Annotated in this window: 14 protein-coding genes; 5 read left to right on the top strand and 9 right to left on the bottom strand. The window is 66.9% G+C overall.

What is annotated here, in order from left to right; all coding sequences use genetic code 11:
* Positions 1-47: 47 nt before the first annotated feature.
* The 8 genes from ruvC to ASF34_RS10800 form a co-directional block, all read right to left on the bottom strand.
* Positions 48-611, bottom strand: a complete 564-nt coding sequence (ruvC, locus tag ASF34_RS10835; RefSeq protein WP_018041974.1) for a crossover junction endodeoxyribonuclease RuvC — start codon at positions 609-611, stop codon at positions 48-50.
* A gap of 230 nt (positions 612-841) precedes the next feature.
* Positions 842-1213 carry a response regulator gene (locus tag ASF34_RS10830; protein WP_056161034.1) on the bottom strand — a complete coding sequence of 124 codons (372 nt, stop codon included), beginning with the start codon at positions 1211-1213 and terminating at the stop codon, positions 842-844.
* A complete protein-coding gene (locus ASF34_RS10825) occupies positions 1206-4082 on the bottom strand; it encodes a PAS domain-containing protein (protein ID WP_162240035.1) in 2877 nt (958 codons plus the stop codon). The genes ASF34_RS10830 and ASF34_RS10825 overlap by 8 nt, the downstream gene beginning before the upstream one ends.
* A gap of 571 nt (positions 4083-4653) precedes the next feature.
* Complete coding sequence (locus ASF34_RS10820) at positions 4654-5400, bottom strand: YebC/PmpR family DNA-binding transcriptional regulator (RefSeq protein ID WP_018041971.1); 747 nt, start codon at positions 5398-5400, stop codon at positions 4654-4656.
* Between the two features lie 276 nt (positions 5401-5676).
* The gene (locus ASF34_RS10815) at positions 5677-6423 is read right to left on the bottom strand and encodes an HAD-IA family hydrolase (RefSeq protein WP_056161030.1); all 747 of its coding nucleotides are present in this window, start codon (positions 6421-6423) and stop codon (positions 5677-5679) included.
* Positions 6417-7103, bottom strand: a complete 687-nt coding sequence (gene rpe, locus ASF34_RS10810) for a ribulose-phosphate 3-epimerase (RefSeq protein ID WP_056161028.1) — start codon at positions 7101-7103, stop codon at positions 6417-6419. Before rpe ends, ASF34_RS10815 begins: the two co-directional genes overlap by 7 nt.
* A 61-nt stretch (positions 7104-7164) precedes the next feature.
* Positions 7165-8025 (bottom strand): phosphoribulokinase, encoded by an 861-nt coding sequence (locus ASF34_RS10805; protein ID WP_018041968.1) that lies wholly within the window; start codon positions 8023-8025, stop codon positions 7165-7167.
* Positions 8026-8059: 34 nt separating this feature from the next.
* Complete coding sequence (locus ASF34_RS10800; RefSeq protein ID WP_056161027.1) at positions 8060-9121, bottom strand: class 1 fructose-bisphosphatase; 1062 nt, start codon at positions 9119-9121, stop codon at positions 8060-8062.
* Between the two features lie 203 nt (positions 9122-9324).
* Here ASF34_RS10800 and ASF34_RS10795 point away from each other — a divergent pair, with 203 nt between their 5' ends.
* Together ASF34_RS10795 and ASF34_RS10790 are read left to right on the top strand one after the other, a co-directional pair.
* A complete protein-coding gene (locus ASF34_RS10795; protein ID WP_018041966.1) occupies positions 9325-10281 on the top strand; it encodes a LysR family transcriptional regulator in 957 nt (318 codons plus the stop codon).
* Positions 10278-11513: an NAD(P)/FAD-dependent oxidoreductase gene (locus ASF34_RS10790; protein WP_056161025.1), complete on the top strand. Its 1236-nt coding sequence runs from the start codon at positions 10278-10280 to the stop codon at positions 11511-11513. The genes ASF34_RS10795 and ASF34_RS10790 overlap by 4 nt, the downstream gene beginning before the upstream one ends.
* A 26-nt stretch (positions 11514-11539) precedes the next feature.
* On the opposite strand, the gene ASF34_RS10785 is transcribed toward ASF34_RS10790, so the two are convergent.
* On the bottom strand, positions 11540-11860 hold the full coding sequence (locus ASF34_RS10785; RefSeq protein ID WP_238253774.1) for a helix-turn-helix domain-containing protein: 321 nt from the start codon (positions 11858-11860) through the stop codon (positions 11540-11542).
* 313 nt (positions 11861-12173) lie between these two features.
* On the opposite strand from ASF34_RS10785, the gene ASF34_RS10780 reads away from it, so the two are divergent.
* The 3 genes from ASF34_RS10780 (at position 12174) to cysK (ending at position 14422) form a co-directional block, all read left to right on the top strand.
* The gene (locus ASF34_RS10780) at positions 12174-12668 is read left to right on the top strand and encodes an META domain-containing protein (protein ID WP_026175611.1); all 495 of its coding nucleotides are present in this window, start codon (positions 12174-12176) and stop codon (positions 12666-12668) included.
* A gap of 328 nt (positions 12669-12996) precedes the next feature.
* Entirely contained in the window at positions 12997-13167 is a 171-nt protein-coding gene (locus ASF34_RS23100; RefSeq protein WP_018041962.1) for a hypothetical protein, read from the top strand.
* Positions 13168-13447: 280 nt separating this feature from the next.
* On the top strand, positions 13448-14422 hold the full coding sequence (gene cysK, locus ASF34_RS10775) for a cysteine synthase A (RefSeq protein WP_018041961.1): 975 nt from the start codon (positions 13448-13450) through the stop codon (positions 14420-14422).
* The last annotated feature ends 74 nt before the right edge of the window (positions 14423-14496 follow it).

Genomic DNA, 14496 nt, shown 5'->3' with positions numbered 1-14496 from the left:
GGCGGTGCGGCCCCCGCCTCTTCCCGCGAGATGGGAGAGGAGAATGCTCACCCCTTCGCCAGGGCCGCCGCGATCCGCGCAGCGGCAAGTCCGCTCACCCCGGCGACGGGGGCGTGGAGCTTCTTCAGGGCATGCGCCCCGCGATGGTTGGCATGGGTGACGGCGATGGCCAGGGCATCCGCCGCGTCCGCGGTCTTGAACTCGGCCTTGGGCATCAGGAACTTCACCATCGCCTGGATCTGCACCTTCTCGGCGTGGCCGGAGCCGCAGACGGTCTTCTTGACCAGGTTGGCGGCGTATTCGGAAACCGGCAACCCGGCCAGGGCCGGCACCAGCAGGGCGATGGCGCGGGCATGCCCGAGCTTCAGGGTGGCCTGCGCATCCTTGTTGACGAAGGTCTCCTCCACGGCGACCTCGTCGGGCGAAAACCCCGACACCACGCGGGTGATGCCCTCGTGCAATTCCCGCAGGCGCAGGGCGAGCGGCAGATCGCCGTCCGAGGTCACCACGCCGCAATCGACGTAAGTCAGCTTCGCCCCGACAACGGAGATCAGCCCCCAGCCGGTACGGCGCAGGCCGGGATCGATGCCAAGGATGCGGATGGGGGTCATGGGGGCCTGTATCGCGGTGACTGCCTATGGCGCGCCATCATAGGCCAGACGGCCGGCCGCGGATGCCCCCTCCCTCGCCGACCGCGGCCTTCCGGCCGCCGACATGCTCCACGGCAACACCGGCTTCCAAGCCCGACCTTCGGCATATGTCGCGGCGGTACCCAGCGTCAGGCCCTGACCACTGAGGAGGTTTTTGCCGCAGAACCGGGGGCCGCTTCTGCGAAACCTGCTCAGGATCTGAAAAGGTCCTCCAGCGCTCTCAGCACCGTCGCGACCTCGACCGGCTTCTCCAGGCGGCGAATGTGAGTGTAGGCGTCCGGGACGTCGGCCTGGTCGTATCCCGTGGTAAACACGAACGGCACGGCGCGTGCGATCAAGGCGTCCGCGAGCGGGTAGACGTTATCGCCGCCGAGATTCACGTCCAGGCATGCGGCGTCCGGCGCGGCGCCTCGTTCCAGCATGCGCAATCCGCCCTCCACGGAGGCGACCGGACCGAGCACCTCGGCTCCTACCTCCTGCAGCGCGCTGCTCAGCTCGTCCGCGAGAAAATACTCGTCCTCCGCGACGAGAATGCGTCGTGCTTGGAGCGTGTCCTCAGGCATCGGCCATCTTCTCGGACATCATGCGTCCCGATACGGGCAGCGCAATGGTGCAGTGAACCCCATCGGGTTCCATCACGTAGGTTGTCCTGGCACCGAGCTGGTAGGGCAAGGCCCGCTCGATGAGCTCGCGGCCCGCCCCATTCCGTTGCGAGCCCGTCTGCAACGGAATGACGACGCCACGCTCGCGCCAGTCCACGTGCAGCCAGGGCCCCTGCTCCGGTTCGGCATGCTCCAAGTGCCAGTTGATCTCGAGGCGCGCTTGCGGTTGCGCGAGGGCGCCGTACTTGACCGCGTTGGTCGCGAGTTCGTGCACGGCCAGCGCGAAAGTCTGCAACGTCGATGAGCGCAGAGCCACGCCGGACGGCCCCTTCAGAACGATCCTCGCGCCCTCCCCGTCGATGGCGGCGACCTCGCTGCGGATCAACTCGTCGAAGGTGATGCGCGCGCCCTCGGCGAGGCGGGAGAGAAGGCCCTGTACCCGGGACAGGGCGGCCAGACGCACGATGTAGCGTGCCTTGAAGTCCGCCAGATCCACGCTGTTCCGCAAGGTCTTTTCAGCCGTGGCGCGCACGATACTCATGAGGTTGCGGGTGCGATGCTGCAGTTCGGCGACGAGCACGCTCATATGCTCGGCCCTCTCCTTCTCCTCGGTGATGTCCCTCCCGACGCCGCCGATCCAACGCACCGTTCCGGACGCGTCACGCATCGGAAAGGCGGTATCGCGCAGCCAGCGGATCTCATCGTTGGTCGGCCGCCGGATGCGGTACTCGAAGCTGACCCGCTCTCCCATCGTGACACGCTGAAGATTGGCGACCGCACCTTCGCGGTCCTCCGGCACGATGAGATCGGCCCAACCCACCATGTTGTCGCCGGAGAGGGCCGCAGTTCGGTCCAGGCCGTAGATCGTCTCGAAGGCGGGAGTGAGATACATCCATTGGAACGTCGCGGCATCGCGCATCCAGAGCACGTCGGAAGAGGCCTCGCCGAACTGGCTGAGGCGCGCCTCGCTCTCGCGCAGGGCCGCTTCAGTACGCTTGCGTTCGGTGATGTCTGAGAACAGAAGCGCCACGGTGCGCGCATTCGGATCGCCGATGCGATAGGCATAGACCGACCACCACCGCCCGAGCAGCTCGGACCCGGCCTCGAACCGCGTGGGTTCTCCCGTCAGGGCGACCCGACCGTAGGCATCGAACCAGAACTGGTCCAGGCCGGGCGTGATGTCACGCATCCACCGGCCAGCCGCATCCGTGATGCCGGTCTGCGCCTCGAAGGCGGGGCTGACTTCCTCGAACCGATAGTCGGTCGGGGTGCCCTCGCCGTCGAACGCTACCCTGATGGTGCAAAAACCCTGGTCAAGGGCATTATAGAGACCGAGATAACGCTCCTCGCTCTCGCGTAACGCCGCCTCCGCGGTTTTCCGTGCCGTCACGTCGCTGGCGGCCCCGAACCACTCGACGATCTCGCCGTTGCCGGCCAGGATCGGAACGGCGCGCGAGTGCGTCCAGCCGACGCTGCCGTCGGTCCGTCGGACACGATGCTCCAGTTCGAAGACCTGCTTGCCACGGATCGCTCCGTCGATGGCAGCGTCGATGGTGGGGCGATCCTCCGGCAGGATGGTGCCGTTCACCCAGCCCTGGCCCAGGCTTCCCTCGTCCGCGAGGAACCCCGGTCCGTCGAGCCGACGCATCTCCGACCAGTCCGGGGTCATTCGATAGATCACGTCCGAACTCGCCGTAACGAAGGCACGGAATCGCTCTTCGCTCTCCTGAAGCGCCACCTCGGCACGGGCACGCTCGATCGCCGACCGCACACGCTCGCCGACGCTGCGGATGAGGAACCGCTCGGCGTCGGTCCATGAACGAGGGATCGCGTGTTGGGCGCGGAGAATGCTCGTCCGCTGACCGTCCCCGAGCAGAACGACATCTGCGAAGGAAGCGATGCTTCGTGACTGGAGTTCGGCTTTCGCGGCAGCGCCGAGACGTGCGTCCGTCTCGACGTCACACACCGCCACGACTTCGCCGATACGGTAGGCCGCGAGAAACTCGGGGTGGAAAGCGTCCAAGGAATACTCGCCGACGATGGAGGAGACACCGCGGCCATGCTCGCGCTCAATCGTCAAGCGGCCCTCGCTGATCTCACCGTAGCAAGCGCGGCTGATATCGAGGTGATCGCCGAGTTGCCGGGCCGCAGCCTCTGCGATCTCGGCCGATGCCTTGAGCGGTCGGAGAATGTCGCTCAAGCGGAGCAGGAACGCATGGTGCTCCTCGCTTTCCCGCAACGCCTTCGTGCGGTCGGTGACGCGCCGCTCCAGATCTTCCCTCGCAGCCTGCGCCTCATCGAGGGCCCCGGTCATGACGTAGGCGGCGGAGGCAAAGCGCGTCAGGCGCGTGAGCAGCCTGAGATCCTCACCATCGAAAGCACGCTCCCCGTCATGGGCACTGACCCACAGGGTACCGACAGGCTCGTCGCGGGCAGGGAAAGGGATCAGTAGAACCTCGTGGATGAAAGGTTCGGCGGCGGCGGGGACGTGGGTGTGCGGACGCGAGAACAGCAGGGGGGTGTTACGGGTCACCACGATGCCGCATGGATTCGCTTCGTATGGCATGATGCCGCCGAGACGCGCCGCCCATAGCCCGGCGACAGCATCCCATCGGAAAGCGCTCACTCCGTTGTGGGATCTCAGGATGCTGATGCCGGCCGATCCGGCGATCCCCCTCTCGACGATCAGGTCGACGAGGCGCTGCAGGATGCTGCCGGGACTGACGGTCAGTTCCAGCGCCAGTTCGGAGAGGACATGGGCTTCCGCCTCGAAGTCGGGAGGGCGGGTGGGACGTCCTGCCAACGCTTCGGTGATCGGGACCTCGTTCAAGTCCAGAAGAACGTCGGGCAAAACCGCCGGTGTCTTCTCTTTACGGTGCTCGACGGTCATTCGCGCCTGACGCTATTGGATGACGCGACGCATGCAACGTCGGACCGCATCACCGGACTTCATTTACGACCCAGGCGGAGACACGAGCGAAGTATCGCTCGCATGGATCGAGGGATGGATGCGGATGTCGTCGTTCCATACCCGTCCGATCGAAGACGAACCAAACCACGTTCGCCTGCCGCCGGACGTCCCGTTCCGGTCCGCGATTTCCCCGCAGCGGTCGGGCGACACGCCACCATGACAGTCCTTCCGGCCGATCCCAGACCTCTACCCGGTCCGACGATCACGGTCGGGCCGGCCTGACGAGGAGAGGCGGCGAGGCGATGCCTCACGTCGGTGCCGTCGCGCGCGGAGACGAAGGCGTGTGCATCCCCTCGCCCCGCACGCGGGGAGGGTGAATTCCCTCCTCGGTTCGAGGGCGAGGCCATGCACGATCGCTCTTCCCCGACCCAATTCGGATCGATCCGTCTCGGGCAATCCTCAGATCGAGAGGAAGGGTAACGGTGGCCCTTCAGCCTTCGAGCTTGGCCACCAGTGCGTCGGAGAGGGCGAAGTTGACGTAGACGTTCTGGACGTCGTCCTGGTCCTCGATGACCTCCACGAGGCGGATCAGCTTCTCGCCGGTCTCGTCGTCGACCTCGATGGTGTTCTGCGCCTTCCAGACCAAGGCCGTGCGGCGCGGTTCGCCGAACCGGGCCTCCAGCGCCTTCGAGACCTCGCCGTAGGAATCCTGGGCGCAGGTGATCTCGTGGCCGTCCTCGGAGGAGCGCACGTCGTCGGCACCGGCCTCGATGGCGGCTTCCAGCATGGTGTCGGCATCCGCCACCGAGGCGTCGAACTCCACCACGCCGACATGGTCGAACATGAAGGAGACGGCCCCCGTCTCGGCGAGGCTGCCGCCGGACTTGGTGAAGGCCGAGCGTACGTCGGAGGCGGTGCGGTTGCGGTTGTCGGTCTGCGCCTCGACGATAAGGGCGGCGCCGCCCGGGCCGTAGCCCTCGTAGCGGATCTCGTCGTAGCTCTCCGCGTCGGCGCCCGAGGCCTTCTTGATGGCGCGCTCGATATTGTCTTTGGGCACGTTCTCGGCCCGAGCCGCGATGATGGCGGCGCGCAGGCGCGCGTTCATCGCCGGGTCGGGCATGCCGAGCTTGGCCGCCACCGTGATCTCTCGGGCGAGCTTGCCGAAGATCTTGGAGCGGACCGCGTCGACGCGGCCCTTGCGGTGCATGATGTTCTTGAACTGGGAATGGCCGGCCATGGCGTGACCTTGGATCGATACGGAGGTGGAACGGAGGGGCACGCATGCGTCGCCGCAGCGGCATTTGGCCGGGTTATAGGCCGGGTCCGCCCACGGAGGCAACGCGAGCGCGCCCGCCGCGTTGGCGGGACAGGGCTTTTCCGACCCCGGCGGATACGAACATGGCGACATCCCCCCGAGACGACGGGGCCGGGCGACCCTGGTGGCGCCTCGCCCTCACTGCCGGCCTCGGTCTTCTCGCCGGGGCGACGCTGTTCCCCCGGCCAGCGAAGGGGGTCAGCCCGCCCGCCCGTGCCAGGCCGCCAACCCCGCGAGGGTGACGACGCCCCCTGCCCATGGGATTCCCGAGAGGTGGGTATGGGGCGTCCCCGGCTCACCGAGATCCGACACCGCTGAGAAAGCGCCCTCCAGGCTGTGTCCGCCGGTGTAGCGGCTTCGCGTGGCCACCACGGGCAATCCCGCATCCAGCGCCGAGCGGATGCCGGCCACCGAATCCTCGAAGGCGATGGCCTCCCCCGGCGCCACGCCGAGGCGCGTCAGGGCCAGGACGAACACGTCCGGATGCGGTTTCTTGCGCTCAGCCTCGTCGCCGCAGGCAACCACGTCGAAGGGGCTGCCCCCGGGAAAGTTGACGGCGAGGAGCGCGTCCACGTTGGGGCGGCTCGTGGTGCTCGCCACCGCGAGGAGCAGGCCTGCGCGCTTGGCTTCCCCCACGAGCCGCGCGATGCCGGGGCGCAGTTCGAGGGCTCCTTTCGTGACGAGGTCGCCATAGATCCCGGTCTTGCGGTCGTGGATCTCGCTCATCTGGGCGCGGCGTTCGGCATCCGGCTCGCCGTGCTCGGTGGCCACGTAATGGGCGAGCCGCTCCTTGCCGCCCATGACGGTGAGGAGGTCGGCATAGAGCTCCGGCGACCAGTGCCAGTCGAGCCCCAGTTCCGAGAAGGCGCGGTTGAAAGCCTGACGGTGCAGGTCCTCCGTCTCGGCCAGCGTCCCGTCGACGTCGAAGATCAGCGCCTTCAACATGCGACGGTGCCGCCGGCGCCCGCCCGGATCGCAGCGATGCGCTCGGCATATCCGGCCGGCCCGCCCTTGAACACGGCGCTGCCAGCCACGAACGCGTTGGCTCCGGCGGCTGCGGCGAGGCCGACATTCTCCGCGGTGATGCCGCCATCCACCTCGATGTCGATGGCACGGCCGGCGGTCATGGCCTTGATCCGGGCGATGGTCTCCAGGGTCGAGGGGATGAAGCTCTGGCCGCCGAAGCCGGGATTCACCGTCATCACCAGGACGAGATCGACCATGTCGATCAGGGGCTCGATGGCGCTCGCAGGGGTGCCCGGATTCAGCGCGATGCCGACGCGCTTGCCGAGGGTTCGGATGGTCTGTAGCGAGCGGTGGATATGCGGTCCGGCCTCCACATGGACCGAGATCGCATCCGCGCCCGCCTCGGCGAAGGCCGCGAGATACGGGTCGGCGGGGGCGATCATCAGGTGGACGTCGAACAGCTTGGCGCTGTGCGGCCGGAGCGCCTTCACCACGTCGGGGCCGAAGGTGATGTTGGGCACGAAATGCCCGTCCATCACGTCGAGATGGATCCAGTCCGCCCCGGCCTCGGAGACCGCACGGACCTCCTGGCCGAGAGCCGCAAAATCCGCTGCGAGGATGGAGGGAGAGATGATAGGGCCGGCCGTGCGGGTCGTCATAGGGTCTATCTCGTTCACTCTGTCGGTCCGGCAAGTGCCGTCGCGCGGACATCGGGTCGTCTCAGGCGAGCCGGCGCTTGCGCTCCACGAGCTGCATGATGATCGGGGTCAGGATGAGCTGCATCGCGATGTCGAGCTTGCCGCCCGGAATCACGATGGAATTGGCACGGCTCATAAAGGAGCCCTGGATCATCGATATCAGATAGGAAAAGTCGATGCCCTTCGGGTCCTTGAAGCGGATCACCACCATCGATTCGTCGGCGGTGGGAATCCAGCGAGCGATGAAGGGGTTGGACGTGTCCACCGTGGGCACGCGCTGGAAGTTGATGTCCGTCCAGGTGAATTGCGGGCAGATCGTCTGCACGTAATCCGGCATGCGCCGCAGGATCACGTCGGTGACGGCTTCGGTGGAATAGCCGCGGAATGAGCGGTCCCGGTGCAGCTTCTGGATCCATTCGAGGTTGATCACCGGCACGACGCCGATCTTGAGGTCGGCGTAGCGGGCCATGTCGACATTGTCGTCGACGACGCAGCCGTGAAGGCCTTCGTAGAACAGCAGGTCGGAGCCCGGCGGAAAATCCTCCCAGGGCGTGAAGGTGCCCGGCTCGGCGCCGTAGGCCTGCGCATCGGCGACGTCGTGGACGTAGTGGCGCGTGCGCCCGCCGCCGGATTCGCCGTAGCTGCGAAACACCTCCTCCAATTCCAGGAGCAGGTTGGCGCGGGGCGCGAAGTGGCTGAGGGTCGGCTCCTCGGCCATGGCCTTGCGCATGGCGTTGCGATCGAGGGCGTGGAACGCGTCCCCCTCGATGTAGACCGCGCTCACGTCCTCGCGGCGAAAGATCTGCTCGAACGTGTTGCGCACGGAGGTCGTGCCGGCGCCCGACGATCCGGTGACCGAGATGATGGGATGACGCGCCGACATGAACGATACCCGACCGGTTCCAGCCTGTCCCCGGTCAGCTGCGCATCAGCCCGCGCTGGCCGAACAGGGGTGAGCGGCCGGCGGCGGCGTTGCGGCCACCGTAATACTTGGCGACGCAGGCCACGTCCTCGCTCGAACCGAACACCAGCGGCACGCGCTCGTGGATGCCGGTGGCGGAGATGTCGAGGATGCGGTTGGCACCGTCGGTGGCCGCGGCACCGGCCTGCTCCATCAGCATCGCGATGGGCGCGGCCTCGTAAAGGAGGCGCAGGCGGCCCTGCGCGTAGCCCTTCCGGTTGTCGCCGGGATAGAGGAACACACCGCCACGGAGGAGGACCCGCTGCGCGTCGGCAACCAGCGAGCCGAGCCAGCGCATGTTGAAGTTCTTGTCCAGCGGTCCCTCGGAACCGGCCAGACAATCCTCGATATAGGCCTTCACCGGGGTGTCCCAATGCCGGGCGTTGGAGGCGTTGATGGCGTATTCCTTGGCGGCGGCCACCACCTCGATCCGCGGGCTGGTGAGGCGGAACACGCGCTCGGCCCGGTCCAGGGTGAAGATCTGTGTGCCGAAGCCGAGCGTTAGCACCAGGGAGGTCGCCGGGCCGTAGGTGACGAAGCCGGCGGCGAGCTGGGCGGTGCCTGGGCTCGTGAACGAGCCGAGGGGGTTCTCCGCCGTCGCGCCCACGGGCCGGATGCCGAAGATCGATCCCACCGCCATGTTCACGCCGATATTGGACGAGCCGTCCAGAGGATCGATGGCGACGGCGAGGGGAGCGCCTGCGTTGAGGAGCATGACGCCCTCGGCTTCCTCGGAAGCGACCTCCGCCACCGGTGCGCCGCGCAGGGCCTCGGTGAAGCGCTGGTGCGCCAGAACGTCGAGGGCCTTCTGCACGTCGCCGTCGCTGTTCTGCTCACCCTGCGCGGCGAGATCGCCGCCGCCCAGAGCGCCGCGGCCGATCACCTCGCTCACATCGACAGCCGCCTCGGCGCAGGCTGCGATGACCCCCGCAACGTCGGCGAGTCCCTGATCGGCGGCGACCGCCTGGGCGAGGTACGCGTCGAGCCGCGACCCAATTTCCAGAGACCCCAACGACATCGGCTCACGTCCTCTTCCACAGACCCGCCGGAGACCATCCGGCCGCTCATCTTCCGTCTCGGTTCCGGGCCTTCGAAAGGCCGGAGCACCGCCCTTTGCACGATAGCGCCGGGTTCAACCAGAGCGCCAGACGGGCATTCCCCGTGCAAAGAAGGAATTCTGAAAAAACTTGCGGGCGGTTCCAAAAAAACTAAAAACGCCGGATGCGCAACCTCTCGCTCAAGCAACTCCAGGCCGTCGCAGCGGTCGCCCGCCTCGGAACGATGACCCGTGCGGCCCAGGAACTCAACGTCACCTCGGCGGCGCTCTATGCGCGCATCCGCCAGTTGGAGGAAGAGGCGGGGCTGCTGCTGTTCGACCGGACACCCACGGGCCTGAAGCCCACCGATGCCGGGCGCGAGATGCTGTGGGCGATCGACAGCATCAACACGGTCCTGGAGACCTGCGCCGACCGGCTCCAGACCCTCAAGGGTGGCAGCGGCGGGCGGGTCGCCATGGGGGTAGTGTCCACCGCCAAGTATTTCACGCCCCAGATCATCGCCGGCTTCGTCGACCGTTACCCCGCGGTGGAGATCAACCTCGTCGTCGGCAATCGCGGCGCCATGGTCGAGGCCCTGCGCAACTACGAGATCGATTTCGCCATCATGGGCCGTCCGCCGCGCGACTTCGCCATCGAGGCCGAGATGTTCGGCGCGCACCCACTGGTGATCATCGCGGCGCCAAGCCATCGCCTCAGCACGCGGACCAACCTCACGCGGGCGGATCTGGCCGAGGAATCCTTCCTGGTGCGCGAGGAGGGGTCCGGCACCCGCACGGTGTTCGAAGAGTTCATGTCGGGCATCATGATCCAGCGCGCGAAACTCGGGATCGACTCGGGTTCGAACGAAACGATCAAACAGGCGGTGATGGCCGGGCTCGGCATCGCCCTCATCTCCGGCCATACTGTGGCGGCCGAGGTCGAGAGCGGGCGCATGATCCTGCTCGACGTGCAGGGATTGCCGATCCGTCGCGACTGGTACGTGGTCCGCCGCGCCGACAAGGTGCTCGGGCCGGCGGCGGCGGCGTTCTGGGATTACACGGTGAAGGAAGGCGGTCGGAAGCTGCCGCGCCTGGCCCTGACACCGGCCGTCAGTTCGGTCACCGCGGAGTTCGAGGCGTGAGCGAGACCGGGGTCGTCGTCGTCGGTGCCGGTCAGGCCGGCTTGCAGGCTGCGGCCTCCCTGCGCGAGGCGGGCTACGGCGGCCTCCTGACGATGATCGGCGACGAGCCGAGCCTTCCCTATCAGCGTCCGCCGCTCTCGAAAGCCTATCTCGCCGGCAAGGTGGATGCCACCGGCCTGTTCCTGCGTGCGCCGGGCTTCTACGCGGACCACGGCATCGCCTGCGAGACCTCGGTCGAGGCCGTTGCGATCGACCGGGCGGCCCGCCGAGTCCGCCTCAGCGACGGACGCGACCTCGGCTACGATCATCTCGTCCTCGCCACGGGATCGCGAAACCGGCCTCTGCCGGTGCCAGGGGCGGAGCTCGCAGGCGTGTATCAGCTGCGCTCGATCGCGGATGCCGACCGGATCCAGGCGGCCATCGGCGAAGCGCGCAGCATCGCCATCGTGGGCGCTGGGTTCATCGGGCTCGAATTCGCCAGCATCTGCGCCGCGCGCGGTCTGTCCGTCACCGTCATCGAGGCCGCCGACCGCCCGATGGCGAGGGCGGTGTCCGAGCCGATCGCCACCTTCTTCCGAGAGGTCCACGAGAGCGCCGGCATCCGTTTCCTGTTCGGCGGCGGCGTGCAAGCCATAGAGGGCTGGGCCGGTCGGGCCGCGTCGATTGTCCTGTCGGACGGCGCCACCTGCCCGGCGGATCTGGTCCTGATCGGGATCGGTGTCCTACCGAACCAGGACCTCGCGGCCGAGGCCGGCCTTCACGTGGAGGACGGCATCGTCGTCGATTCCGTCCTTCTCACCGACGATCCGTCGATCTCGGCCATCGGCGATTGCGCCCGGTTTCCCACACGCTTCGCCGCCCATGGTACGGCGCGCGTCGAATCCGTCCAGAACGCTATCGACCACGGCCGCTGCCTCGCCGCCCGCATCACCGGGCGCCCCGCCCCCTACGATGCCGTCCCCTGGTTCTGGAGCGATCAAGGCGGCCACAAGCTGCAGATGGTGGGATTGCCGGTTCCGAGCGACGTCTCGGTGCGACGCGCCACCGCCGGGGGCTTTGCGGTGTTCCGCTATCGCGGTCCGCACCTCACTGGCATCGAGACGGTGGATTCGGCGGCCGAGCATATGGCTGCTCGCCGGATCATCGCGCGAGGTCTATCGCCGACCCAAGACGAGGTCGCCGATCCGACCTTCGACCTGAAGGCCCTCGCGATGGGACGCGGCGGTGCCTGAAGAGGTTCAGAAACGGCCTCGTAACCTCAGTGATCGTTTTCCGTGGTCAGCGAGCCGAGGCGCGTACCCTCGTCTCCGCCCGTCGCGCGCAGGCCGACCCCGCTCTCGCTGCCTTCGTGAAAGACGATGCCGGCGGTCATAAGGACGCTTCTCAAAGCCTCGATCCGGCCCGAGGCCGGATCGCCGGTGCCATTCTCGAAGGCCTTCACGTCCTGCTCGGCCAGACCGACCTTGGCGGCGAGATCCGCCTCCGACCAGCCCAGCATGCCGCGAGCGGCCCGCGATTGCGCCGGGCTCATCGTGTTCGGCCCTGCCCCGCCGCGTCCGTTCTCGTCCAATCCCGACACAGGAAGCTCTCCGTCATGCAATGGCGCTCAACGCACGCCCGCTTCTAAGCTGCTTTAACGAGGCTCGCAGGGGGATTGTTCACGTAGAGTAAGCGTGGAGCGACGTTTGGAAGGGGATGACAAGGAAAACCTGGGATAGACAGTCTTGACCATATTTGTGCTGGAATCTTATCCGAAGGGCGTCCGTACGCCGTCCGCGCGAGCTTCGTCCGACACGGAGCTTCGCATGGAACGCGCAGCCCGAACTCTTGCAACCGGGACGCGGTGCGCGACCATGCGAGTTCGAATGATGATGACGAAGGAGGGCCTGACGATGAGAGCGATGCTGTTCGCCGCGATGGCTTGTGCCGCGACGGCGGGGATGCTGGCGACGGGCGCAATGGCGCAGGGATCCAACGTCACCGGCTTCGGCAAGGACAACCGCGAGAAGCCCGAGAAGAAGCAGTACGTTCCGGCCGCCAAGCCCCAGGAGAAGATGTTTCCCCTCGATGCGACCTGGACCGCCGTGAGCCTGAACGGCAAGCCCTTCAACGGCACCGACCGCCCGAGCTTCATCATCGACAAGCAGTACCGCGCCCGCGGCTACGGCGGTTGCAACACCTTCGCCGCCACGGCCTTCCCCCTGCGCGAGCAGCACCTCGCCGTCGGCCCCCTCGCTCTCACGAAGAAGCCCTGCGACAAGGGTACCGGCGCCAGCGAGCAGGACTTCTTCATCGCCCTGCGCACCGCTGCCCAGTGGGACCTCGTCGGGTCGCAGCTGGTGATCAAGAGCCAGAAGGGCGAGCTGAAGTTCGATCGCGCGCTCTAGATTTCGCTGCAACGCGGCCGGCTACCGGACGCACTCCCTGGGGCGAAGACGCGCTACGATGACCGTTCGCGTTAGACGGACGACTCGACCGGTCGCGAGGAAACCGAGGTCGGAAGGACAGCGATGACGGCGCAGGCGGGGCGGCCCGACGCCCTGCCCACCCCCTCGGTGTAGATTCGTCGGGCGCACTGACGCCGACTGCTTGGAGAAAGTCGACCTCGCTTTAAGACCGCGTTGACGACGATCCGAGGTCTCCGGCCCGGCTTTACCCCTCGTTCAATGCCCCCGTCGCCTTCTGCCAATCGCGGTTGAGGCGAGGGGAAGCGAAATGGTGAAGCGACTGGAATGGGCGACGGGGAGCGTCGTCCGCAGCGGCGTCCGCGAACAGGCCGTCTATACCTGCCCGCCGAGCCTGCATCCGGGAGCCTTCCGGATCGCGCTGTCGACGCCGCTTTGCGCGACTCTGCTCGTGCTGTCCGCGATGGTCCTGTTCTCGTGAACGCCGCCCGATCCCGTCATTGATCGGCACTCGACTGCGCGGAAGATCTGGGATGACAGGCCGCTCGCGGCATCGCGAGAACAACATTCTCCCGATGCCTCACCAAGCAAATCAATATTTCTACTGGTGATTCAGACTGTTGAAGACAGAGAAGATTTGTCTTTGACCTGCGGCCATTGCCGATTGCCTCGCCTAGAGCGACGCGATATCCCGGCGCACACCGAGCGCAGGGCCTGTCGAGGCCTTCGCAATGCGTAAGAGCCGATCAGGAGATCTCGTCATGGCCGACACCAGCCCCTCGCAGTCCCGCAAACCCGGCCACGGCCACATCTACGGCTCGATCACCGAGACGATCGGCAACACGCCCCTGGTCCGGCTCAACCGGATCACCAAGGAGCGCGGCGTCGATGCCGAGATCCTGCTGAAGCTCGAATTCTTCAACCCGATCGCGAGCGTGAAGGATCGTATCGGCGTCAACATGATCGACGCCCTCGAAGCCTCCGGCCAACTGAAGCCCGGCGGCACGCTGGTGGAGCCCACCTCCGGCAATACCGGCATCGCCCTGGCCTTCGTGGCGGCCGCGCGCGGCTACCGCCTGATCCTCGTCATGCCCGAGACCATGTCCCTGGAGCGCCGCAAGATGCTCGCTTTCCTCGGCGCAGAACTGGCCCTCACCCCCGGCCCGCAGGGCATGAAGGGCGCGATCAGCAAGGCCGAAGAGCTTCTCAACGAGATTCCCGGCGCGATCATGCCGCAGCAATTCTCGAACCCGGCCAACCCCGAGATCCACCGCAAGACCACGGCCGAGGAAATCTGGAACGACACTCAGGGCCAGCTCGACGCGTTCGTGGCCGGCGTCGGCACCGGCGGCACCATCACGGGCGTCGGCAGCGTGCTGAAGCCCCGCCTGCCCAACCTCAAGGTCGTCGCCGTGGAGCCAACCGATTCGCCCGTCATCTCCGGCGGCCAGCCCGGCCCGCACAAGATCCAGGGCATCGGCGCCGGGTTCATCCCCGGCAACCTCGACCGCGAGGTCATCGACGAGGTGATCACGGTCTCGAACCAGGAAGCCTTCGACACCGCCCGGCTTCTCGCCAAACTCGAAGGTATCCCCGGCGGCATCTCCACCGGCGGCAACGTCGCCGCAGCTCTGAAACTGGCGGCGCGGCCGGAGTTCCAGGGCAAGCGCATCGTCACGGTGGCCTGCTCGTTTGCCGAGCGCTACATTTCCTCGGCGCTCTTCGAGGGGATCTGACCTCCGACGGCCGGCCCTGCCACGGGGCCGACTTTTCCAGGACGACGGCGCTTTCTCCCTGTGGCTTTCGAGCC

This window comes from Methylobacterium sp. Leaf106 (assembly GCF_001422895.1).
Lineage (GTDB): Bacteria > Pseudomonadota > Alphaproteobacteria > Rhizobiales > Beijerinckiaceae > Methylobacterium > Methylobacterium bullatum.
The sequence above is the reverse complement of the archived record's forward strand: the minus strand, read 5'-3'. Positions and strand labels throughout refer to the sequence as shown.